The organism is Methylocaldum sp. 14B, assembly GCF_002005105.1.
GTDB lineage: Bacteria > Pseudomonadota > Gammaproteobacteria > Methylococcales > Methylococcaceae > Methylocaldum.
Window position 1 is genome coordinate 12,720 of the sequence record NZ_MSCV01000026.1, and the last position, 20,412, is coordinate 33,131.

The 20,412-nt window shown below is 56.6% G+C and carries 23 protein-coding genes; 10 read left to right on the top strand and 13 right to left on the bottom strand.

The genetic code is table 11. From position 1 onward, the window contains the following. Positions 1–53: 53 nt before the first annotated feature. Positions 54–1,448: a siroheme synthase CysG gene (gene cysG / locus B2A78_RS17635; RefSeq protein ID WP_077731334.1), complete on the top strand. Its 1,395-nt coding sequence runs from the start codon at positions 54–56 to the stop codon at positions 1,446–1,448. Between the two features lie 18 nt (positions 1,449–1,466). On the opposite strand, the gene B2A78_RS17640 is transcribed toward cysG, so the two are convergent. The 9 genes from B2A78_RS17640 to B2A78_RS17680 all read right to left on the bottom strand — a co-directional run bounded on the left by B2A78_RS17640 (position 1,467) and on the right by B2A78_RS17680 (position 7,529). Beyond that, positions 1,467–1,901: a bis(5'-nucleosyl)-tetraphosphatase gene (locus B2A78_RS17640; protein ID WP_086134606.1), complete on the bottom strand. Its 435-nt coding sequence runs from the start codon at positions 1,899–1,901 to the stop codon at positions 1,467–1,469. A 70-nt stretch (positions 1,902–1,971) separates the two neighbouring features. Further along, positions 1,972–2,805 carry an SDR family oxidoreductase gene (locus B2A78_RS17645; protein WP_077731335.1) on the bottom strand — a complete coding sequence of 278 codons (834 nt, stop codon included), beginning with the start codon at positions 2,803–2,805 and terminating at the stop codon, positions 1,972–1,974. A gap of 36 nt (positions 2,806–2,841) precedes the next feature. Next, the gene (locus B2A78_RS17650; protein ID WP_077731336.1) at positions 2,842–3,681 is read right to left on the bottom strand and encodes a FoF1 ATP synthase subunit gamma; all 840 of its coding nucleotides are present in this window, start codon (positions 3,679–3,681) and stop codon (positions 2,842–2,844) included. 4 nt (positions 3,682–3,685) lie between these two features. Then, complete coding sequence (locus tag B2A78_RS17655; RefSeq protein WP_077731337.1) at positions 3,686–5,173, bottom strand: F0F1 ATP synthase subunit alpha; 1,488 nt, start codon at positions 5,171–5,173, stop codon at positions 3,686–3,688. Further along, entirely contained in the window at positions 5,148–5,894 is a 747-nt protein-coding gene (locus B2A78_RS17660; protein WP_077731338.1) for a F0F1 ATP synthase subunit delta, read from the bottom strand. Before B2A78_RS17660 ends, B2A78_RS17655 begins: the two co-directional genes overlap by 26 nt. 9 nt (positions 5,895–5,903) lie before the next feature. After that, positions 5,904–6,170: a F0F1 ATP synthase subunit C gene (locus tag B2A78_RS17665; protein WP_077731339.1), complete on the bottom strand. Its 267-nt coding sequence runs from the start codon at positions 6,168–6,170 to the stop codon at positions 5,904–5,906. A 3-nt stretch (positions 6,171–6,173) separates the two neighbouring features. Then, positions 6,174–6,854, bottom strand: a complete 681-nt coding sequence (locus B2A78_RS17670) for a F0F1 ATP synthase subunit A (protein WP_077731340.1) — start codon at positions 6,852–6,854, stop codon at positions 6,174–6,176. Positions 6,855–6,856: 2 nt separating this feature from the next. Then, the gene (locus B2A78_RS17675) at positions 6,857–7,129 is read right to left on the bottom strand and encodes an AtpZ/AtpI family protein (protein WP_077731341.1); all 273 of its coding nucleotides are present in this window, start codon (positions 7,127–7,129) and stop codon (positions 6,857–6,859) included. A 1-nt stretch (position 7,130) separates the two neighbouring features. Next, positions 7,131–7,529, bottom strand: coding sequence for a F0F1 ATP synthase subunit epsilon (locus tag B2A78_RS17680; RefSeq protein ID WP_077731342.1), 399 nt, complete (start codon positions 7,527–7,529; stop codon positions 7,131–7,133). A gap of 255 nt (positions 7,530–7,784) precedes the next feature. Between B2A78_RS17680 and B2A78_RS17685 the strand changes: the two genes are divergently transcribed. The 5 genes from B2A78_RS17685 to B2A78_RS17700 all read left to right on the top strand — a co-directional run bounded on the left by B2A78_RS17685 (position 7,785) and on the right by B2A78_RS17700 (position 10,696). Further along, positions 7,785–9,134: a GH1 family beta-glucosidase gene (locus tag B2A78_RS17685; protein ID WP_240502576.1), complete on the top strand. Its 1,350-nt coding sequence runs from the start codon at positions 7,785–7,787 to the stop codon at positions 9,132–9,134. Positions 9,135–9,438: 304 nt separating this feature from the next. Then, on the top strand, positions 9,439–9,699 hold the full coding sequence (locus B2A78_RS17690; protein ID WP_077731343.1) for a hypothetical protein: 261 nt from the start codon (positions 9,439–9,441) through the stop codon (positions 9,697–9,699). An 84-nt stretch (positions 9,700–9,783) separates the two neighbouring features. Further along, positions 9,784–10,035, top strand: a complete 252-nt coding sequence (locus B2A78_RS17695; RefSeq protein ID WP_077731344.1) for a hypothetical protein — start codon at positions 9,784–9,786, stop codon at positions 10,033–10,035. 83 nt (positions 10,036–10,118) lie between these two features. After that, entirely contained in the window at positions 10,119–10,274 is a 156-nt protein-coding gene (locus B2A78_RS26150) for a hypothetical protein (protein ID WP_156881766.1), read from the top strand. Then, positions 10,271–10,696, top strand: a complete 426-nt coding sequence (locus tag B2A78_RS17700) for a hypothetical protein (RefSeq protein ID WP_077731345.1) — start codon at positions 10,271–10,273, stop codon at positions 10,694–10,696. The genes B2A78_RS26150 and B2A78_RS17700 overlap by 4 nt, the downstream gene beginning before the upstream one ends. A 226-nt stretch (positions 10,697–10,922) precedes the next feature. Here B2A78_RS17700 and B2A78_RS17705 read toward each other — a convergent pair whose 3' ends face one another. The 4 genes from B2A78_RS17705 to dapA form a co-directional block, all read right to left on the bottom strand. Further along, positions 10,923–11,363, bottom strand: a complete 441-nt coding sequence (locus tag B2A78_RS17705; RefSeq protein ID WP_077731346.1) for an Hsp20/alpha crystallin family protein — start codon at positions 11,361–11,363, stop codon at positions 10,923–10,925. 75 nt (positions 11,364–11,438) lie between these two features. Then, positions 11,439–15,317, bottom strand: a complete 3,879-nt coding sequence (gene purL / locus B2A78_RS17710) for a phosphoribosylformylglycinamidine synthase (RefSeq protein WP_077731347.1) — start codon at positions 15,315–15,317, stop codon at positions 11,439–11,441. A 63-nt stretch (positions 15,318–15,380) separates the two neighbouring features. Then, positions 15,381–16,025, bottom strand: a complete 645-nt coding sequence (gene bamC, locus B2A78_RS17715; protein ID WP_168175471.1) for an outer membrane protein assembly factor BamC — start codon at positions 16,023–16,025, stop codon at positions 15,381–15,383. A gap of 43 nt (positions 16,026–16,068) precedes the next feature. Beyond that, entirely contained in the window at positions 16,069–16,944 is an 876-nt protein-coding gene (dapA, locus tag B2A78_RS17720; protein WP_077731349.1) for a 4-hydroxy-tetrahydrodipicolinate synthase, read from the bottom strand. Positions 16,945–17,102: 158 nt separating this feature from the next. On the opposite strand from dapA, the gene B2A78_RS17725 reads away from it, so the two are divergent. The 4 genes from B2A78_RS17725 to B2A78_RS17740 all read left to right on the top strand — a co-directional run bounded on the left by B2A78_RS17725 (position 17,103) and on the right by B2A78_RS17740 (position 20,174). Continuing rightward, positions 17,103–17,651, top strand: a complete 549-nt coding sequence (locus B2A78_RS17725) for an ACT domain-containing protein (protein ID WP_240502577.1) — start codon at positions 17,103–17,105, stop codon at positions 17,649–17,651. Between the two features lie 13 nt (positions 17,652–17,664). Continuing rightward, positions 17,665–18,141 carry a peroxiredoxin gene (locus B2A78_RS17730; RefSeq protein ID WP_077731350.1) on the top strand — a complete coding sequence of 159 codons (477 nt, stop codon included), beginning with the start codon at positions 17,665–17,667 and terminating at the stop codon, positions 18,139–18,141. 46 nt (positions 18,142–18,187) lie between these two features. Beyond that, a complete protein-coding gene (locus B2A78_RS17735; protein WP_077731351.1) occupies positions 18,188–19,606 on the top strand; it encodes a PhoH family protein in 1,419 nt (472 codons plus the stop codon). Positions 19,607–19,856: 250 nt separating this feature from the next. Beyond that, positions 19,857–20,174, top strand: coding sequence for a hypothetical protein (locus B2A78_RS17740; protein WP_077731352.1), 318 nt, complete (start codon positions 19,857–19,859; stop codon positions 20,172–20,174). Positions 20,175–20,412: the final 238 nt, after the last annotated feature.

A 20,412-nucleotide genomic window follows, 5' to 3' on the forward strand; every position in this document is an offset into this window, starting at 1 on the left:
ATACCCGTTCGAAAGCCCGTGAGAACCGGGCCATTTTAGCAAAACCACACGACATGGATTATTTGCCCATATTTCTCAATCTTAAGAATGAACCTTGTCTGATTGTGGGAGGCGGGCCGGTCGCCGCCCGCAAGGCCGAAACTCTGTTTCAAGCCGGCGGGCAAGTCAGCGTGTTGGCTCCAACATTTCACGATTTGGTGCTAAAACTGCGGGACTCCGGATGCGTAACTCTAATTCCCAAGGTATTCCAACCTCAGGACGTACGCGGCTTTAGGCTAATCGTGGCGGCGACCGACGATGCCATCCTTAACGCACAGGTCGCCGAGGCGGCAAGGACACACAACATTCTCGTAAACGTCGTCGACCAACCTTCTCTCTGCACGTTTATCTTCCCGGCTATTATCGACCGCTCCCCGATCATTGCCGCGGTGTCCTCGGGTGGCACCTCGCCCGTCCTGGCTCGGATTCTCCGAATGCGAATCGAATCGCTGATACCGCCGGCCTACGGCCGCTTGGCCAGGATCGCAGCTGATTTCCGGACCCGTGTCAAGCAAGCGATCAAGGATCCGCAAATACGCCGCAGGTTTTGGGAGAACGTTCTCTCCGGCCCGATCGCCGAACTGGTTTTCGCCGGAAGGGACGAACAAGCGACCGAACACCTGGAACAAGCCATTACAGCCGACACTTCAGGCAACGAAAGCGCGCATTCCGGTATGGTCTACTTGGTCGGTGCCGGACCGGGCGACCCGGATTTATTAACCATCCGGGCGCTGCGCCTGATGCAGGAAGCCGACGTAGTGGTTTACGATCGCCTCGTTTCCCCCGAAATTCTTCAGCTTGTCCGGCGCGACGCCGAAAAGATTTACGCGGGCAAACAGCGCAACCGGCACACGCTCCCTCAGGCCGAAATCAATAGGCTTCTAACCGATCTCGCAAAAGCGGGCAAACGGGTCGTCCGTCTCAAAGGCGGAGATCCGTTCATTTTCGGACGCGGTGGAGAGGAAATCGAAACCCTGATGAACGAAGGGGTACCATTCCAAGTAACCCCGGGAATTACGGCCGCTTCCGGCTGCGCCGCCTATGCGGGTATACCGCTGACCCATCGCGATCACGCCCAATCCTGTACTTTCCTGACCGGCCATATGAAAGACGGCCGACTCATCGACATCGAGTGGAACCAGTTGTCCCGACCAGGACAGACGCTGGTCTTTTACATGGGTCTTCAAGGATTGCCGGAGATTTGCTCGCGTTTGATTCAACATGGGTGTCCGGCCGACCTTCCTGCCGCTCTCATCCAACAAGGGACCACTCAGCATCAGTCGGTTTTTACCGGAACCTTGAAAACCTTGCCGGAAATCGTGAGTCGCTCCGGCGTCAAGGCCCCGACGCTGCTCATCATCGGAAGCGTCGTCAGGTTACGGGAGAAACTCGCCTGGTTCCGACCGTAATGTTTAGCCCAAAAATGATTAGCCGTCCTGCCTTTCGCGCGTGACGAGCCAATCGGCCCAGTTCAAAATCGGCCTGAGACGAGGTCCGAGCAGCTTATCCGCTTCTTCGAATGTCACCCATCGAAACTCGTCATGCTCCGGTTTGCCCAGTAGCGGATTGACGGGTAAATGCACCTCTCCGCCGGGAGATTCGGCCAGATAGTATCGAGCGATCTTGCCGGCACCGTAAGGCGGTGTTTCCAGATAACCCTTGCCCCAGCGGAAGTTCAGTTCTGTCAAGGCCGTTTCCTCGAATACTTCGCGCTGCGCCGCGGCCAAAGGGTCTTCGCCCTCTTCCACCACGCCTTTCGGGAAATCCCAATATTGGAACGCGCGGAGCAACAGATAACGCGGCTCTGCGGGATAGATGCGCACGATTACGACACCCGCCGACAAAATATAGGTTTTCATCATGAGCAAGCTACTCCGGCAAGGAAACGAAAACGGTAGTTGGACTCACGCCCGGCATGCGCCGACGGCGGATTCAACCTGCTCGCCGCAACACCCAGTCGAGCGATCGATCCGGCAAAATTCTTTTCAGAAATCCGAACAAATAAGTGGGAAACGTGACGTAATAACGGGCTTTCGGTCTTTTTGCTTCAAGCGCGTGGATGACGGCTTTGAGTACGGCTTCCGGTCCGAGGGTAAACGGCACGGCAGGCCCTTCCTTGGCCAACCGCGACTCCATGGCCAAGTATTTCTCACGATGAACGCTCCGCGCGCTGTCGATGTTTTTCTTGTACATGGCCAGAGCGTTGTCCCGAAATCGGCTCACAATCGGTCCGGGTTCGACCAGGGAAACGAAAATCCCGGTACCCGCCAGCTCCAAGCGCAGCGTATCCGATAGTCCCTCCAAAGCATACTTGCTCGAGTTGTAGGCGCCCCGGTACGCCATGGCGGCGAACCCGAGCACGGAGCTGTTCTGGATGATGCGCCCATATCCCTGCTTCCGCATCACCGGCAACACCAGCGCGGTCAGTTCGTGCGTCCCGAACAGATTGGTTTCGAATTGCTCTCGCAGCGCCTCGCGGCTCAAGTCCTCCACCGCCCCCGGCTGGCCGTAGGCGCCGTTGTTGAACACCGCATACAGATAGCCGCCCGTACTCCGTAGCACCTGCTCCAAGGCTAACCCGATGGAACGGGAATCCGCAAGATCGAGCCGGAACGCTTCGAAGCCCTCGGCGCACAATTGTTTCACGTCGCTTTCCTTCCGGGCGGTGGCAAATACTCGATAACCGCGTTGCCGCAGTCCTCGGGCGGCGCACAGCCCAATACCGGAGGAACAGCCAGTAATCAAAATCGTCTTGTTATTGTGCATCGTGACAAAAACGGTTATGGAAAACCGAAGCTTTTTTCAGATCTGATTGCTTAGCAGCGATTCGGCGCTCAGTAAAATAATTTCGATTTCCTCGACGATCTCTTCCTGGCGCAGCGCGTTGCTCTTGCGGCGAAGATCCTGGATTTTGGTGTCCATCCGGCGCAAGGCGTTTTCCATATGCTCCAAGCGCTGACGGTTCTCCGCCATCAGCGAGGCGTAGAACAAGCCCGGGAGCTTGGCGAACAGGTAATGCTCGGTCAATTCGGCAAAAAACAGGGCCGGATCGAGATTTAGCCGTGGCGGATAAGCGAATACCGGTTCTTCGGCCGGCATTATCGGCAAAAGAACATGGGAAGCGACGCCGCCTTCGGAGTCGTGGGAAAGAACGCTCAATCGCTTCCACTGCGCCGACTCCGCCCACAGCCGATGTAACGTCGTCATCAACTCGTTCAGGACCGCGCGCACTTCCTCGGCAACATTGGGTCCATCCAGCCACGCTTCAAGGTCGCGGTGAGCTTGCAGCTTGCTCGCAAGCCGCCGCCCAACCACCACCAACCTCGGCCGAATCGGCGGCAATGCGGCCAAGGCAGCCATAATCGCCTCATTGAAATCGCCACAAAACCCGCGTTCCGATCCGATCAGAATAAGCACATGCGACTCGCCTTCCCTTTGCCTGACGCCGCTCCGAAAGGCCGGATGAAAAGCCAGGAAATCCGAGCTGGCGGCCTCGATACTCTGGATCAAACGCCGCTGATGCCCCATGAACCGATTGAACTTGCGAGTCTCGATCAACGCCAGCGTTTTCATGGCGGTCATAATGTCCGAGATCTCGTCCAGCCGCCGTAAACGGTGTTCGATTTCCGCTCGCCGACTCATCCGTTCAATTACCCGATCCGCTCAGGCGACGATCCAGCCATTGATGCCACTCTTCCCGGCTGGCCGACAAATCGATGGGAAAGCGCTGCAACCCATTTGCCAAGTCCTCCAGTTTTTGTCGAACCGAAACTGAATCCGGATTGTCGAGTCGCCCCGTGTTATACGCCATCATCCAAGCCAGCTGGAACTCCGGCGATAACGGTACCAACCGCTCTTGCTTCAAAACCTCGCGCAGCACCTGCCCGCGCCGAATTTTCTCTTCCATGGACGCCTCGAGCTTGGACCCGAACCGCGTGAACGTCTCGAGTTCCAGAAACTGTAGATAGTCGAGTTTCATGTGCGCAGCCTCTTCCTTGATGCGCGGATGCTGCGCACGTCCTCCGATGCGGGAAACCGACCGGGTGATATCGATGGCCGGAAGAAATCCGCTGCCGAATAAGCGACGATCCAGATAAATCTGGCCATCCGTGATCGAGATCAGATTGGTCGGGATGTAAGCGGCAATTTCCCCCTGCTCGGTTTCGACGATAGGCAAGGCGGTCATGCTGCCCCCGCCATGGGTCGGTGCAAGACAGGTCGAGCGCTCCAACAAGCGCGAGTGCAGAAAGAAAATATCGCCCGGATACGCTTCCCGGCCGGGCGGTCGGCGCAGCAGCAAGGACAGCTCGCGGTAGGCACGCGCATGGGTGGAAAGATCGTCATAGACAACCAAAGTGTCCCGGCCGTGCCACATCCAATGTTCGGCCACGGCACAGCCGGCAAACGGTGCCAGGTATTTCAACCCCGGGGAATCGCTGGCCTCCGCCACAACCACCGTGGTGTAGGCCAGCGCACCGTAGCGCCGCAACAAATCGATGGCGCTGATGGCATCGGACCGCTTCTGGCCAATAAGCACGTAAACGCACAATACGTCCTGATCGCGCTGGTTGAGCACGACGTCCAGCGCGAGTGACGTTTTTCCGACTCCGTTATCGCCGATGATCAATTGCCGCTGTCCGCGTCCCAGGGGAATCATGGCATCGATAATCTTGGTGCCCGTATAAAGCGGCCGATCGACGAAATCTCTCGCGATGATCGGCGGTGAAGAAACATCGAGCTCCCGGCATAGATTAAGCTCCGGGGCCGGCTGACCATCCAGAGGTTTCCCCAAAGGATCGATTACCCTGCCGACCAGGCCGTCGCCGACTCTCAGAGATAGGCGCTGCCCCGTGAGATAGACCGGCGACCCTGAGGCCAGGCGGACCGTTTGTTCCAGCAGAATCGCGCCCAGCCGCTGATTGCCGAGATGAAAAACCAAACCGCGGCTGCCGTCCTCGAACAACAAAAGCTCATCCATCGCAGCGGACGGCAAACCGCTGATCCAGGCGATGCCGTCGCCGACCGAGAGCACCCGCCCGTATTCTTCGAGGCGCAGACCGAATCGGTAGCGGTCGACTTCCTCGGTCAAACGTGCGAGTAACAAGCCGTTACGCAGCGTGGCGGGTAGAGACATCTTGGAAGAATTTCAGCTCGTCACGGAGATTGGCGGATAAGATCCAGGAACCGGCATGTATACGAACCCCCGCCAACAATGAGGGATCCTCTTTGAAGATCGGTTTGACCCCGGTTCCGGCGGTTTGTCCGATCGCTTCCGCTAAAGCCATTTGTCGATCCGGGTCCAGCGGATATGCGCTCGATACCTCGAGAGCATCGTTCGCCATCGCCGCCCTTAATTTTTCGAGCTCCGCTTTCGGCAGTTTCCTAAGATCGCTCAAAGCCATGGATATGAGCCTTGTTTCCAATTCCGCCGAAGCCAAGCGTTCCAGAAGCTTCACTGCAAATCGACTACCCAACTCGAGCGCCTGCTGCTCCGTCGTCCGCATCCACTCTTGTCGCTCCCGTTCTTCTTGAGCTTGCTCTTTCGCGCGCCGATCCGATTGCTCCTCTGCGAGCTTCTCCAAAAGACGCTGGCGTTCCGCAGCGATCTCTTTCTCCAATTCGCTTCTCGCCAAGTCCTTTTCCTTTTCCCAATTCGCGATGTTCCGCTCGCAGGCCTCCTTGGCCGCCAGCGCCTCCAGACGCGCCTGATCCGCAAGTCTCAGCTGCTCCTCTATCTTCCGTTGACGGGCTTGGATGACATCTCTGACGGGGCGATAGAGAAAACGTCGAAGTATCCATACCAGAACGATGAAATTGACGAATTCCAGTACGAAGGTCGTCCAATCGAAGCTCATTAGACGGCCTTATCTCAGTAAATATTCCAGCAGCGGGTTGCGGAACAAAATGATCAATACCACGACCAGCACGTAGATAGCCAAAGATTCGATCATGGCAAGCCCGATAAATAGCGTTCGGGTAATCGCCTTCTCCGCCTCCGGCTGTCGTGCCAGTGCCTCGAGCGCTTGGGAAATCGCCTTGCCCATTGCGATACCCGGAGCCACTACGCCCAAACCGATGGCCAGCGCCGCGCCGACTGTGGACAAGACGACAAACCAAGTCATATCGCTCATGCATTACTCCTTCTCTTGTAGCTGCTGTGTTTGAAGCGCGCCGGCAATGTAAATCAGTGCCAGCATTCCGAAAATATACGCCTGCACGAGTGCTTCCACGATGTGCAACAAGAGCAAGGGTACGGGCGCCAAGAAACCGGCCACCAACAGTACCAAAAGCACCGCAAGTTCAATACTCATGATATTGCCGAATAAACGCACGGCTAGCGCGATTGTTCGGGAAATCTCGCTCAAAAGGTGAAACGGCAACATTAGCGGCGTGGGCGCGAGATAATGACGCAAATATCTCCAGCCGCTGGTTTTCACCCCGTACCAATGCACGGAAAAAAACACCAAAAACGCCAGAGCTGCCGTCTGGGACAAGTTGGCCGTGGGAGAACCGAGCCCCGGAATTAAACCGGCAAGGTTGGCTACTACAAGATAGATCCAGAGCGTGCCGATGAACGGCAGCAGTTCCACTCCGTGGGCGGGCGTCACCGCCTGAATAGCCTGCTCCATCAAGCCGATCACGCCTTCCAGCATCGCTTGCAGCCCGGACGGCTTATCGACGCTCAGTCTGCGGGTGGCAAGCCAGGAAAAAACGCCCAAAAAAAGCATCAACAACCATGTGGTGATTACAGTCGGGCCGATATGGACTGGACCGACATCGAACGACAATAATGCAATGAGCTCAGCTTGCTCCACAGTCAATGCTCGCGTACGAACAGATACACGTTAAAAATGCCGACAATCACCCCGATAATGATGAGACTGACCGTCCAATGAATGGAATAACCCTTGGATAGGCTATCCAGCCACCGCCCCAGATAAGCGCCCAAAATTACGGGTATGACCAGCAGCAGTGCCAACACGCCGAGAAAGGCCGTCTGGGATAATAGCGTCGAACGGTCCCGCTCGGCCTGCTCCATACGCTTCGCCTGCCGTTCGATCGAACGGCGCAATTTTTCCTGCTCATCCATATCATCGCCCCCGCTCGATTTCCAGCAAACGCTTCAGCATTTCCTCTTCCAACCGGCGCAGGCTTTGTTTAAGGCCCGCAAGTGTTTCTTCTTCTTTCAACAGTTGTTCCGTTAGCGCTTCGGTGATGCGATTGTAATCGGAATCGCGGATGTAGCGCCTGGTATTGATGAAAAGCTGATTATCGACGAAGTAGGCCAAGGCTCCCGGCAGCGCCAAATACTGCCAGGGCCCGCCCTCGCACCGGTAGCGGGCGAGACCGAACACAAGGGCGGTCATGAAGCGCTCGTGATGCGCACGCAACCCGAAGCTGCCGGTAGCGTCCTCTGCGACGAAGCTTTCCACGTCTTCGATACGCTCGAACTGATCGGAACTCTGTAAGTTCAGAATAAAGGTGCTCATGTTACCGGGGTATCTTCGATATTCCCGAAAACTTTGTAAACACGCGCTCCTGAACAATGGTCGAAATATGCGAAAAGCGCGGAGCGCGATTGTTTCATAGCTTTCTTAAAGCTCATCTTCTGTAAAATCCTTAGACTATGACCCTTTGATAAGGCGGCCTAGCAGCGAATCGGGGGGAAATAACAGCTATTTTCAAGGATGGAGCGCAACCAAAACGAGAAAGCCGCCGCCGAAACGCTAATTCATTGAGAAGACATGATGGATAACCTTCAGTTTCCCGCCGATTTTATCTGGGGTGCAGCCACCTCCGCCTATCAGATCGAAGGCTCGCCTTTGGCTGACGGCGCAGGCCCCAGCAACTGGCATCGTTTTTGCCGTGTACCGGGGGCAATTCTCAACGGGGACACCGGCGACCTCGCTTGCGACCACTATCGGCGCTGGGCGGACGACGTGAAGCTCATGAAGGAACTGGGCCTCAAGGCTTACCGCTTCAGTATCGCCTGGAGCCGCGTTCTACCGAACGGACGCGGAAAACCGAATGAGAAAGGTTTGGACTTCTACCGTAATCTCGCGGAAGCGCTGATCGCAAACGGCATCGAGCCGTTCGTGACGCTGCATCACTGGGACCTCCCGACGGCGCTGGATGATCTCGGCGGATGGGCCAACCGGGACGCGGCCCATTGGTTCGCCGACTACGCTCATCTGATGTTCCAAGCCTTGGAAGACAGGGTTCGGCATTGGACCACGCTCAACGAACCCTGGGTGATCGTAGATGCCGGCTACATGCACGGCGTCCATCCGCCGGGTCTCAAGTCGCTCGAAAAAACGCCGCTGGCGGCTCACAATCTGCTGCGCGGTCATGCTCAAGCCGTACAAGCCTTTCGCGCAGACGGTAAAGGCCAAATCGGTTTGGTGGTAAACCTGGAACCCAAGTATGCCGCCTCGAACGATCCCGAGGATGCGGCCGCCATGGCGAGAACCCATGCCTATATGAACCGGCAATTTCTCGACCCCGTTTTCCTCGGCGCGTATCCCGACGAACTTTCCGATATATTCGGACGCGATTGGCCCCGTTTTCCTGAAAGCGATCTAAAGCTGATACGGGAACCCATCGATTTTCTCGGCATCAATTACTACACCCGGTCGGTAGTCCGCAGCGACCCGTCCTCGCCGCCTTTCTATGCCGCGCCAGTACCGCAAACGAACGCCGAACATACGGAAATGAATTGGGAGGTATTTCCGGCCGGGTTGAAATCCTGCCTGCTCTGGGTGAAAAGGCGGTACGGCGATATCCCGCTGTATATCACCGAAAACGGGGCCGCTTTCGCCGATCCGGCACCGGCGAAAGGATATCTAGAAGACCTGCGCCGAATCGACTATTTTCGGACCCATCTCCGCGCGGCGCATGAAGCCATTCGGGAGGGCGCTAATTTGAAAGGCTATTTCGCCTGGTCTCTGCTCGACAATTTCGAATGGGCCTGCGGTTTTTCCAAGCGGTTCGGCTTAGTACATGTCGATTACCGCACTCAGAAGAGGACTCCCAAAGCCAGCGCATCGTTTTTCCGGCAGGTTATAGAGAGCAACGGGGCAGCGATCTGGGATTGAGCGCGACCGCTTGAAGACATGTCCACCATGAGTCCGGTTCAGTCGTGGCCGCCGACGCGAAGGTTGAACGCGCTCTACGACGCGAATAGGCATCGAAACGGCTCACCAACACTTTCGCATCGTAATTCGATCTAAAAACAACGTTGTTATCATTCGGTGCTTACAAGATAATCTTCAATTGCGCGCAACACACTATTCACCTGGTTGCTATAATGCGCGGCCATGCAAAACCCGAAGTACTACCCTCGGCTGAGGGTAACATTCAGTTTTGACACATAAGAAAAATTTCGAGGAGGAACTGCACATGCGAAAAATCAGCACCTTAGTTTTGAGTACGAGTCTACTCATAACCGTGGCGCCCTGCGCCCTCTCCGACGAGGACTCTCGTTATCCTGCGCACCACTTCAAACCCTCGGTGATTTATCAGGATCACCAATTGATCGCCCAAACAGACTCAAACTCTTCCGCCGATAGCCACTCCGATACCCACGCAGATCCCAAGTATCCGGGTTCCAGCTTCACTCCAACGGTCATTTATCAGAACCCTGAATTCGTCAAGAAGTAGGCTCGATAACATTCGAGTACTTTGGAATACACCGTTGGTCCCGATGCAAACCGTATTTGGATCGCTAATTTTCGGGAGAAACATATGTCCGATTTGTCGTCCCCTAGGTCGAAGTCAGGCGTCAGCCTGAAGACGATTTTCGAGCGTCTGAACGGAGAGGTTTTTTTGAATTATCCGCTGCTGACCAGCCTGTTCGTGACGGATTTTGCTTTGTTGAGCTTCGGACGAGAGCCCCTGCTGCTCCGATTCTTGCTGCTCGCAGGCTTGGTTTATCTGGCAATGTTCTTCAGCGCAAAATCGTTCGTATCCGGCTCCAGCGCTGAAAAACAGCCTTGACCGAAAGTTGGGGCTCCACCAGTTAGAGCAACAACCCTAACCTTACTTCAATAAGTTCTTCTTTCACTGAAGAGGAGAAGACGATGGGAAAAATCACCGATTGCTTGGTCGTCGCACTATCGTGCGGCGACAACAAGACCGCTTGTAACGGCTCGATGATGGAGCCGTACCACCGCTACGCCGAAATCATGTTCGCTGGTGCCAGTGCCGCTAACTCAGTCAACGGAGTGCGGACATGAATACCGTAAAGGAACCTGAGTCTGGAACCCGCATCATTGACTGGCAGAAATCGCTCGCCATCATATTGGATCATCCTATCCAAACCAGTCTCTTTATCGTTACGTTTGCCTTTCTTCTCCTAGTCGAGCCTCCCGTTCTGCTGTCGCTCTTGCTACTCTCGATACTGGTTTATTTTATTTTTGCACTTGGCGAACGCTTGTCTCGCGTCGCGGATCGGCCTGAGAGCAGTTTGGATTTAACCGAAAAGCACGTCCCAACTACCGGAGCGGCCGTTGCCGAAAACATTGCAGCAGCATCGGCAACCACAAAAGAAAAACCGAGAAGTCCGGCAAGACGGACTACACAAAGAGGGAGCGATTCGCAGAAGGCACAAGCGAAACCGCAGAGGAGCCGGCAAAGAGCCTCGAAAAATCCCCAATAGGATCGGGAGTCATTTGATGATTAGCGACACAGGCTGCGTGACGCTCGACGAAGGACTCGGGAACACCTGACGGGAACTCGTCCCCGTCAGGTTCATCATTTCGAGAACCGAACGGATACGGTGAGGCTCGGCTCTCATCTCCAGCGCGAATTGCGGAAAGCGAGGATGGCTTGGCGACGATTTTTCTCTAAAACGGAAACCGCGCTGCCCTCCTCTTCTTAACTCTTTAACTCTCGCCGACCACGTTGATCTTCTTCGGCTGTGTGGCGGCTTTCTTCGGTATGGAAATTTCCAGTACACCGTTTTTGCAGCGCGCCGTGATGCCTTCTGCATCGGCCGTATCCGGCAGCGAGAAGCGGCGATGAAAAGACCCATAAACCCGCTCGACGCGTTTCAGCCCTTCGCGGCGGACTGTAGCCTCGGTTTGCCGCTCGCCTTTCAGCGTCAGTATGCCGTTCTCCATCATGATATCGATGCTGTCCGAGCTTACGCCGGGAAGATCGGCCCAGAGGATATAGCGGTCCGGCTCCTCTTTGATGTCCACGGCGGGAGTCCATTCCGCGGTGGCCGCGGTGTCGGTACCGGGGCGGGCGCCTTCGAATGAACGCTCCAACTCTCTTTGGAGCTGATTCAAAAGACTCCAGGGCTCATATCGAGTCATCGTGATGATCTCCTTTGTTGGAAGAGTTTCTGCTCTAAACCCAATATGGAGGTGAGACCTGGTTTTTCAAGTACTCGCGAATCAGCCGACCCAGACCCTTGCATTTCGAAACAGACGCATCCACGGACCGTACTCGCCCCATGTCCTCGGATGCCAGGAATTCTGCACGGTACGGAAGCACCGTTCCGGATGCGGCATCATGATGGTGAAGCGACCGTCAAGGGTAGTCAAACCGGTAATCCCCAGCGGCGAGCCGTTCGGATTATGTGGAAATGCCTCGGTAATTTTTCCGTAAGTATCCGTGTAACAGAGCGAGACTACGCCGAGGCTGAGCGCCTTGCGCGCATCGTCGTGAAATTCGGCCCGCCCTTCGCCGTGCGAGACGACAACCGGGATGCGCGATCCTTCCATGCCGGCAAACAAGATGGACGGCGACCGCTGGACTTCCACCAATGCGACGCGCGCTTCGAATTGCTCCGACTCGTTGCGGACGAAGCGTGGCCAGTGCACGGCGCCGGGAATCAACCCAGCGAGATGTGACATCATCTGGCAGCCGTTGCAAACGCCCAGACCGAATGTATCCTGCCGTTCGAAGAACGCCTGGAATTCGTCGCGGCCACGGCTATTGAGCAATATCGATTTCGCCCAACCGCCCCCGGCGCCCAAGACGTCGCCATAAGAAAATCCACCGCAAGCGGCCAAACCGACGAAATCGTGAAGGCTCGCGTGTCCCGACAGGATATCGCTCATATGCACATCTACCGCCGTGAAGCCGGCGCGGTCGAACGCCGCCGCCATCTCCACATGGCCATTCACGCCCTGTTCCCGGAGTATCGCCACGCGCGGACGACCTTTAGCAATAAAAGGCGCAGCGACATCGCCGTCGGGATCGAAGCTCAGCTCGGCGCTAAGGCCGGGGTCGTTCTCGTCCACGATGGCTTCGAATTCCTGCCGTGCGCAGTCCGGATTATCGCGCAAGGCCTGCATGCGATAGCTGGTTTCCGCCCAAGTCCGCTGCAGTTCGGCGCGGGACTGCGACAGCAAGATCTCATCACCCCGCCAGAACGCGATTTGCTTGTCGGTATTGGGCATGCCGATAACATGGCTGATCCCGTGGAGCCCCGACCGATCGAGCAGCTCCGTGACCGCGCTCAAGTCTGTCTCGCGAACCTGCACCACGGCCCCCAATTCTTCGCAAAACAGCGCAGCAACCGCGTCTTCGCCAAGATCGGAAATGTCGATTTCGAGGCCGCAACGTGCCGCGAAAGCCATTTCGGAGAGCGTCGCGAACAACCCGCCGTCGGACCGGTCATGATAAGCCAGCAACCGGCCGTCCTCGTTCAAGGATTGGATTGCGGCGAAAAAGGATTTGAACAACGCCGGATCGTCGAGATCCGGGGATTCGCCCCCCATTTGTCCGTAGACTTGAGCCAGGGCGGAACCGCCCAATCGATTCCTGCCCTGGCCGAGATCGATCAGAATCAGGCGCGTCGGACCGCAGTCGAGCCGTAGCTCCGGCGTCAAGGTGCGGCGAACGTCAATGACCGGCGCGAATGCTGAAATGATCAGCGACAGCGGCGACGTCATGACGACATCGCGTTCGTTCTGCCGCCATACCGTTTTCATGGACAGCGAATCTTTCCCAACCGGAATGGCGATGCCCAAGGCGGGACACAGGTCCAGACCAACAGCTTTTACCGTATCGAACAGCTTGGCGTCTTCACCGGACGCGCCGGCTGCCGCCATCCAGTTGGCGGAAAGCTTCACCTGGCTTAAGGAGCCGATACTGGCGGCTGCGATATTGGTCAAAGCCTCTCCGACAGCCATGCGGCCGGATGCCGGGGCATCGATGACCGCCAAGGGCGTACGCTCCCCCATGGCCATCGCTTCGCCGGTATACGCCCGAAAACCCGAGACCGTCACCGCTACGTCCGCGACCGGTACCTGCCATGGTCCGACCATTTGATCGCGCGCCACCAAACCACCGACCGAACGATCCCCGATCGTGATCAAAAAACGCTTATCCGCTACGGCAGGAAAATTCAATACTCGCCGAGCCGCCTCGCGGATTGCTATGCCATCACGGCAAATGGGAGATTGCGCGCCACGATTTCTCGTGACATCGCGCCGCATCTTCGGCGGCTTGCCGAATAGCAGCGCCATGGGAATATCGATCGGGTGGGTACCGAATTGACTGTCGCTGAGGACCAGGCGCTCTTCTTCCGTCGCGTAGCCGATCACGGCATAGGGACAGCGCTCGCGCTCGCAGAAGGCCCGAAATCGGTCCACTGCCTCCGGTTTGAGCGCGAGCACGTATCGTTCCTGCGATTCGTTGCACCAAATCTGCATCGGTGACATGCCCGGCTCGTCGATGAGTATGTTCCGCAGTTCGAAACGCCCGCCCCGACCCGAGTCGTGAATGATCTCGGGCACTGCATTCGACAACCCGCCGGCGCCGACATCGTGGATGGACAAGATTGGGTTGTCCTCGCCCAACGCGGTGCAGCGGTTGATCACTTCCTGGCAGCGCCGCTGCATCTCGGGGTTTTCCCGCTGGACGGACGCGAAGTCCAAATCCTCGGCGCTCTCCCCCGATGCCACGGAAGATGCGGCGCCACCGCCAAGACCGATGAGCATGGCGGGGCCGCCGAGCACCACGATGGGCGCGCCGGGCGGGATCGTTTCCTTGGCAAGATGCTGCGGCCGGATATTTCCCATTCCGCCGGCGATCATGATCGGCTTGTGATAGCCATGCAGCCCTGAACCGTCCGGAGCCGGCTGTTCGAATGCGCGGAAATAGCCGCACAAGTTAGGGCGGCCGAATTCATTGTTGAACGCCGCCCCGCCGATCGGTCCTTGCAGCATGATTTCGAGGGCGGAGGCGATCCGGTCCGGCTTGCCGTGATCCCGTTCCCACGGCTGCTCGAATCCCGGGATGCGAAGGTGGGATACGGAAAAGCCGGTGAGTCCGGCTTTGGTTTGCGACCCCCGTCCGGTAGCCGCCTCATCGCGAATTTCACCTCCGGAACCGGTCGCGGCACCGGGATGAGGAGAAACGGCGGTCGGATGATTATGGGTCTCCACCTTCATCAGAATATGTACCGGTTCCTCTCGATAACCATATTCCAGCGTTTCCGTGTCGCGCAGAAACACGTTCGCGGTGCTGCCCCGAACGACGGCGGCATTATCCCGGTATGCGGATAGAACTCCTTCCGGAGACTGCTCGGTCGTGTTTCTGATCATGCCGAACAGGGTTTCGCTTCGAGTCTCGCCGTCGATGCGCCAGTTGGCGTTGAAAATTTTGTGCCGGCAATGTTCGGAGTTGGCCTGGGCAAACATCATCAGTTCGACGTCGGACGGATTCCGTCGAAGCGCCGTGAAGCTTTCGACCAAATAATCCAATTCATCCTCGGACAAAGCCAACCCAAGCCTGCGGTTTGCCTTGATCAGCGCCCATTTCCCCTCTTCGAGCAAAGGAATATATTCCATCGGCGCCGGAGCATGGTGTTGGAACAGCAGTTCCTCCTGTCCCCGCGTGAGCACCGTTTGGGTCATCCGGTCATGGATCAAAGCCTTTATGGCATCTCGACTGGAGAGCTTAATTTCGTTGGCGCTGCGAATGCGGTATTCGATTCCCCTTTCCACACGCAGAACGGCGGCCAGATTGCTACGCCGCACGATATCGGTCGCCTTGCTGGACCAAGGGGAGATCGTGCCGAGTCGCGGCACCACCAAAAAATAGTCGCCCGCGGCGCTGCGTGAATCGTGCGCCGGCCCGTAAGCCAATACGCTTTCCAGGGTACGTTTCTCCAACCCATTCAACGCGCGCTTGATCTCGGCAAAATGCACGTAAGCGGCCGAGACTTCGATAATGGACGGCTCGACGCTCTGAAGATCGGTCAACAGCTTTTGCAAGCGAAATGCTGAGAGGGCGGGAGGGCCGGGAAACTTGGCAAACATGGTCTGACTTTCAACTATGGTCAGCGATAATACTTATCGCTTGTTGGAAACAACGCGGAAAAGTTATTCCTTTTCCGGTTCCTGGGGTTCTCCGAGCGACTGCAGGGTTTGGTGCAACCGCTTGAGCAGCTCGAATCCCGGCCCTTCGCTCTGAGGCTTGCCTTCTTGGTCGAGAACATAGATCACGACTACGTCCCGCCTATCCTCCAACTTGATGCGATATTCCTTCGCGGGCGTTTCGGAACCCGTGAAGAAGGAACCGATGTCGCCCAGGAACCCGCGGTCTTCGTAAGGCTTATCGTCACCGCTGAAATAGACATAATAGACTCCGTCCGACCGGTTTTGATCGCTGACTTCCAGCCTGAGCCGGCCAAGCGCCTTGCCCACATCGTTCCAGGCCTCGGCATAGGGCGCTTCGAGCTCGATCAGCGGAATGTCTTCGGAATTTTGCGCTAACGTGGCCTGTGATCCACTCGGCTGATCGTCGGCCTTGGTTTGTGTCTCCGCGGCCGGACTGTACCGATCCGAGCGATCCCTGTTTTCACCCGCCGCGGGTCGCTCGTCGCCCCCTTCGATGGTCGATGCCTGCAAATCCGGCGGGATTTCCAAGGCGGGAATCTCTGAGCTGTACTTATATTGTTTCTGCTTATCGGGAAACAGCCCGGCAACGAAACTGCAACCGCTCAAGACGAAAACGCTTGAGGCCAAAATAACCGCTCTGGGAACGAATCGATTCATGTTGCATTAAACATTAGATCACACCGGCTTGGCGCATCGCGCTGCGCACCGGCTCACGGCAGCTTTCCGACAGCCAAGTCAGCGGCAGGCGAATGCCTGCGTCGATAAGTCCCAGTTCGTGCACCGCCCATTTGGCCGGGATGGGATTCGATTCGATGAACAAATCGCGATGGAGAGCGGCCAGCTTGGCATCGATGGCGCGGGCGGTCTCCGCATCGCCGGCGATCGCCGCGGCGCACATCTCGTGCATCAGCTTGGGCGCCACGTTGGCCGTTACCGAAATCACCCCTTTTCCTCCGAGGAGACAGAACTCGCACGCGGTTGCATCATCGCCCGAATAAAGGAGGAAATCCGGACCGCACAAGCGCATAATCTCTCTCTCCCGATCCAAATTGCCAGTGGCCTCTTTGATGCCGACAATATTGGGAATTTGGGCAAGACGCGCGACCGTTGCAGGCAGCATGTCGCACGCGGTTCGGCCGGGAACGTTATAAAGAATCTGAGGGATGTCCACCGCCTCGGCAACGGCTTTATAGTGAAGATAAAGTCCTTCCTGCGTGGGCTTATTGTAATAAGGCGTCACCAACAGACAGGCATCCGCCCCCGCGTCCTTGGCTCGCGCCGTCAGGTTGATCGCTTCGGTGGTGGAATTGGCGCCGGTGCCGGCAATTACGGGAATCCTGCCACCGACCCGGTCCACTACAAATTGAATAACGCGGCAGTGCTCCGCCTCATCGAGAGTCGCCGATTCTCCGGTGGTTCCCACGGCAACGATGGCATCGGTTCCCTGTTCGATATGAAATTCGATCAAACGGCTCAAACTTTCGTCGTCCAGTGTGCCGTCCCGTTTCATCGGGGTCACCAACGCGACGATGCTACCTTGAATCATGCAACTTAACTCGGTTCAATAAAAAGAACATGTTACCGTGCGCCGCCGGCATCTGACAACCGCGTAAGCCGTGTAACCGCGGGAAACCCGGCGGGAATCGAAGCTCCGCCGGCTGCGGCACCAACTGGATGAAAGTGATACACTTTTCGCATTTTTTCATGAAGAGAAACAACACGTCTATGCAGCTCGTCATCACCGTCCTTGGCGAAGATCGCCCGGATCTGATCGTGGAAATCACCCGCGCCATCAAGGACTGCAAATGCACGATTCTCGAAAGCCGCATGACCGAGCTGGGGCATGAATTCGCCGGCCATTTATTGGTCGAAGGCAATTGGAATCATATCGTGCGGCTGGAAAGCGCATTCGAAAATCTGGCCAACCGCTTTGCGATGAAGATCAACACGCTGCGCGGACGTGAGCCGGAAGATAGAGAAGACAATACCCTGCCCTATGCGATCGACATCTTCGCCACCGATCAAATCAACAGCATTCACGAGCTCAGCGTGTTTCTTGCCAGCCGCAACATCAAAATTCTGGATCTCAGCACCAGCCGCTATCCGGCTCCCTTCAGCGGTACCCCATTGTTTCTCGCGCATATGGTCGTCAAAATCCCGACCGGAATGCGCATCGTCTCGCTGCGCGACGAATTCCTGGACTTCTGCGATCAGCAGAACCTGGATGCCATACTCGAACCCGTAAAACGCTAAAATCGGAATCATCATGACCACAACCTCTCCGGGCCATGCCGCGCCGAATTTTTCGGCTCCGGGCACTTCGGGCAAGACCATCACGCTTCAGGATTATCGAGATAAGTACGTCGTCCTTTACTTCTATCCCAAAGACAACACGCCCGGCTGTACGCAGGAAGGACAAGATTTTCGCGATCTGTACGCCGAATTTCAGGATTTGAATGCCGAGATTCTGGGCATCTCGCGCGACACAGTAAAGTCCCACGAAAACTTCAAATGCAAGTTCGAATTTCCGTTCGAACTGATTTCCGACCAGGACGAAACGATCTGTAAGCTGTATGACGTCATCAAGATGAAAAACATGTACGGCAAGCAGGTCCGAGGCATCGAGCGCAGCACCTTTCTCATCGACCCGGCCGGCGCGATTGCCGCCGAATGGCGGAAAGTCAGCGTCAAAGGCCATGCAACAGAGGTTCTGGGAAAAATCCGGGAATTGATCGGCCGCTAACGCGCCCTTTCAGTCCGCGATCCCCGTATTCCAACCGCAATACAATATGACCCAAGATCAAACCCCAGAGCGCAAGCTTTTCATACTCGATACCAACGTGCTGATGCACGATCCGGCCTCGCTGTTCCGCTTTCAGGAGCACGACATATACATCCCCATGATCGTGCTGGAAGAATTGGACCATTCGAAAAAGGGCCTGTCGGACGTCGCCCGCAATGCCCGTCAGGCCAGCCGCTTTCTGGACGAATTGATCCAACACGCCGATATCCATGCGATCAGCAACGGTATTCCTCTAAATCAACTGCAATACGCGTCCCGAATCGACGAAAAATGCAGCGGACGCTTGTTTTTTCAGGTTCGGCGCATGGACTCGGTGCTTCCGGAAAGCCTGCCCGGCGATTTGCCCGACAATTCCATACTCGCCACCATGCTGGCCTTGTCCGAAGAACAGCCGGAAACCCAGGTGGTGCTGGTGTCGAAAGACATCAATATGCGGATCAAGGCCTCGGTGCTCGGAATACGGGCCGAGGACTACCACAGCGATCAGGTACTGGACGACATCAATCTGCTATACAGCGGAGCGTTCGAGCTCCCGCTCGATTTCTGGGAAACCCACGGCAGCAAGATGGACTCCTGGCAGGACCAACAGGGCCGTACCTTTTACCGCGTCTCCGGTCCATCGTTGAAAGACTGGTATCCCAATCAGTTTCTTTACCTTCCCGACGAATCGAATTTCGAAGCCATCGTCCGCAGCAAGGAGAGCGGCAGCGCCATCATCGAACTGGCCCGCGACTACCGAACCCCGCAGCACGCGGTGTGGGGCATTCAGGCGCGCAACCGGGAGCAGAATTTTGCCTTCAATGTGCTGCTTGATCCGGAGATCGACTTCGTCACCCTGCTGGGCACCGCCGGAACCGGCAAGACATTGCTGACTCTGGCGGCTGGTCTTGCCATGACGCTCGAGCAGAAAATCTACCGAGAAATCGTGATGACACGGGAAACGATCCCTTTGGGCGAAGACATCGGATTTCTGCCCGGCACCGAGGAGGAAAAGATGACGCCCTGGATGGGTGCGCTGCTCGATAATCTGGAGTTGTTGAGCAGCCATGAAAACGGCTCCACTTGGGAGCGGCAGGCCACCAACACCTTGCTGTTGAACCGCGTCAAGATGCGTTCTCTCAACTTCATGCGCGGACGCACTTTCCTGAATCGCTTCATCATTCTCGACGAGGCGCAAAACCTGACGTCGAAGCAGATGAAGACGCTGATTACCCGGGCCGGCCCCGGCAGCAAGATCGTCTGTCTCGGCAACATCGCCCAGATCGATACCCCTTACCTGACCGGCACGACGTCGGGGCTTACCTACGTGGTCGATCGGTTCAAGGACTGGCCCCATGCGGCCCACATCACCTTGAAGCGGGGCGAGCGCTCCCGCCTGGCGGATTTTGCCGCGGATACTCTATAAGACAGGACTTACGCATTTTGCCCCTTCTCCCTCCGGGAGAAGGTTGGGATGAGGGGATCTAGAAGAGAGAATTCCTTATTTTTTAATCCCCTCACCCTAACCCTCTCCCTGAGGGAGAGGGTACCAAAAGCCGTTTTGCGTAAGTCCTATAAGAGATAGATAGGGCCGGCGACAACTCGCTACGACGCATGAGAATCCGGCGGACCAGGCAAGGTCTAATAAAAGGACATTACGGATAGAGTAAAGATCCTTGGACGAAAAAAACCCAGCCGGACGGGAATCTGAAACCTGGTATCGCATCCGGCTGACACGCGACGAATACGAAGGCGGAGAAGTAGCCGTCATCCGGGGCACGTTCCGGCGCATCTACATTGCCCGGAACGGGCCAAAGGGAATGGCCATGTATGGAACCGAGTCCGATGATGAAACGGCTTACTTCGTCTATTTCACGCCCGAGTCTCTGCCCCATGTTCGCGTCTTGATAAAAGCCTATTCTGCGGAACCCCACGCACCGCCGCCCCTCCGCCGACTTTCCCTGATCTTTGGCGAAGAACCGAATCGAACCTGACGCGCCGATGCGCGTTGTTGCCGATAAGTCTATGTTTTAGTGTTGGAATCGCCGACCCGCGATGGGGCCGGTTTGAGCACCGGCGCTTCAGACACTGCTCAAACACCGCTGACTCGACTTGACGGTCAGCCCTCGAATGCGGTCTATTTCCCAGGCTAAATCCATCAAACCGCCTTCTGCTTGAAGGCTCGCCCGGACTTCTTGGCATTTAGCGGAGCCGTCCGAGCGAAGCATCACG

What these genes read in the sequence shown, in the direction of transcription:
- B2A78_RS17640 (WP_086134606.1), bottom strand. Translation starts at nt 1,901, where the DNA reads ATGATGAAAACCTATATTTTGTCGGCGGGTGTCGTAATCGTGCGCATC.
- B2A78_RS17685 (WP_240502576.1), top strand. Translation starts at nt 7,785, where the DNA reads ATGATGGATAACCTTCAGTTTCCCGCCGATTTTATCTGGGGTGCAGCC.
- B2A78_RS17650 (WP_077731336.1), bottom strand. Translation starts at nt 3,681, where the DNA reads ATGAGTCGGCGAGCGGAAATCGAACACCGTTTACGGCGGCTGGACGAG.
- B2A78_RS17675 (WP_077731341.1), bottom strand. Translation starts at nt 7,129, where the DNA reads ATGGATGAGCAGGAAAAATTGCGCCGTTCGATCGAACGGCAGGCGAAG.
- B2A78_RS17665 (WP_077731339.1), bottom strand. Translation starts at nt 6,170, where the DNA reads ATGAGCGATATGACTTGGTTTGTCGTCTTGTCCACAGTCGGCGCGGCG.
- dapA (WP_077731349.1), bottom strand. Translation starts at nt 16,944, where the DNA reads ATGATTCAAGGTAGCATCGTCGCGTTGGTGACCCCGATGAAACGGGAC.
- B2A78_RS17690 (WP_077731343.1), top strand. Translation starts at nt 9,439, where the DNA reads ATGCGAAAAATCAGCACCTTAGTTTTGAGTACGAGTCTACTCATAACC.
- B2A78_RS17735 (WP_077731351.1), top strand. Translation starts at nt 18,188, where the DNA reads ATGACCCAAGATCAAACCCCAGAGCGCAAGCTTTTCATACTCGATACC.
- B2A78_RS17695 (WP_077731344.1), top strand. Translation starts at nt 9,784, where the DNA reads ATGTCCGATTTGTCGTCCCCTAGGTCGAAGTCAGGCGTCAGCCTGAAG.
- B2A78_RS26150 (WP_156881766.1), top strand. Translation starts at nt 10,119, where the DNA reads ATGGGAAAAATCACCGATTGCTTGGTCGTCGCACTATCGTGCGGCGAC.
- B2A78_RS17725 (WP_240502577.1), top strand. Translation starts at nt 17,103, where the DNA reads ATGAAGAGAAACAACACGTCTATGCAGCTCGTCATCACCGTCCTTGGC.
- B2A78_RS17660 (WP_077731338.1), bottom strand. Translation starts at nt 5,894, where the DNA reads ATGAGCTTCGATTGGACGACCTTCGTACTGGAATTCGTCAATTTCATC.
- purL (WP_077731347.1), bottom strand. Translation starts at nt 15,317, where the DNA reads ATGTTTGCCAAGTTTCCCGGCCCTCCCGCCCTCTCAGCATTTCGCTTG.
- B2A78_RS17700 (WP_077731345.1), top strand. Translation starts at nt 10,271, where the DNA reads ATGAATACCGTAAAGGAACCTGAGTCTGGAACCCGCATCATTGACTGG.
- B2A78_RS17680 (WP_077731342.1), bottom strand. Translation starts at nt 7,529, where the DNA reads ATGAGCACCTTTATTCTGAACTTACAGAGTTCCGATCAGTTCGAGCGT.
- B2A78_RS17645 (WP_077731335.1), bottom strand. Translation starts at nt 2,805, where the DNA reads ATGCACAATAACAAGACGATTTTGATTACTGGCTGTTCCTCCGGTATT.
- cysG (WP_077731334.1), top strand. Translation starts at nt 54, where the DNA reads ATGGATTATTTGCCCATATTTCTCAATCTTAAGAATGAACCTTGTCTG.
- B2A78_RS17730 (WP_077731350.1), top strand. Translation starts at nt 17,665, where the DNA reads ATGACCACAACCTCTCCGGGCCATGCCGCGCCGAATTTTTCGGCTCCG.
- B2A78_RS17655 (WP_077731337.1), bottom strand. Translation starts at nt 5,173, where the DNA reads ATGTCTCTACCCGCCACGCTGCGTAACGGCTTGTTACTCGCACGTTTG.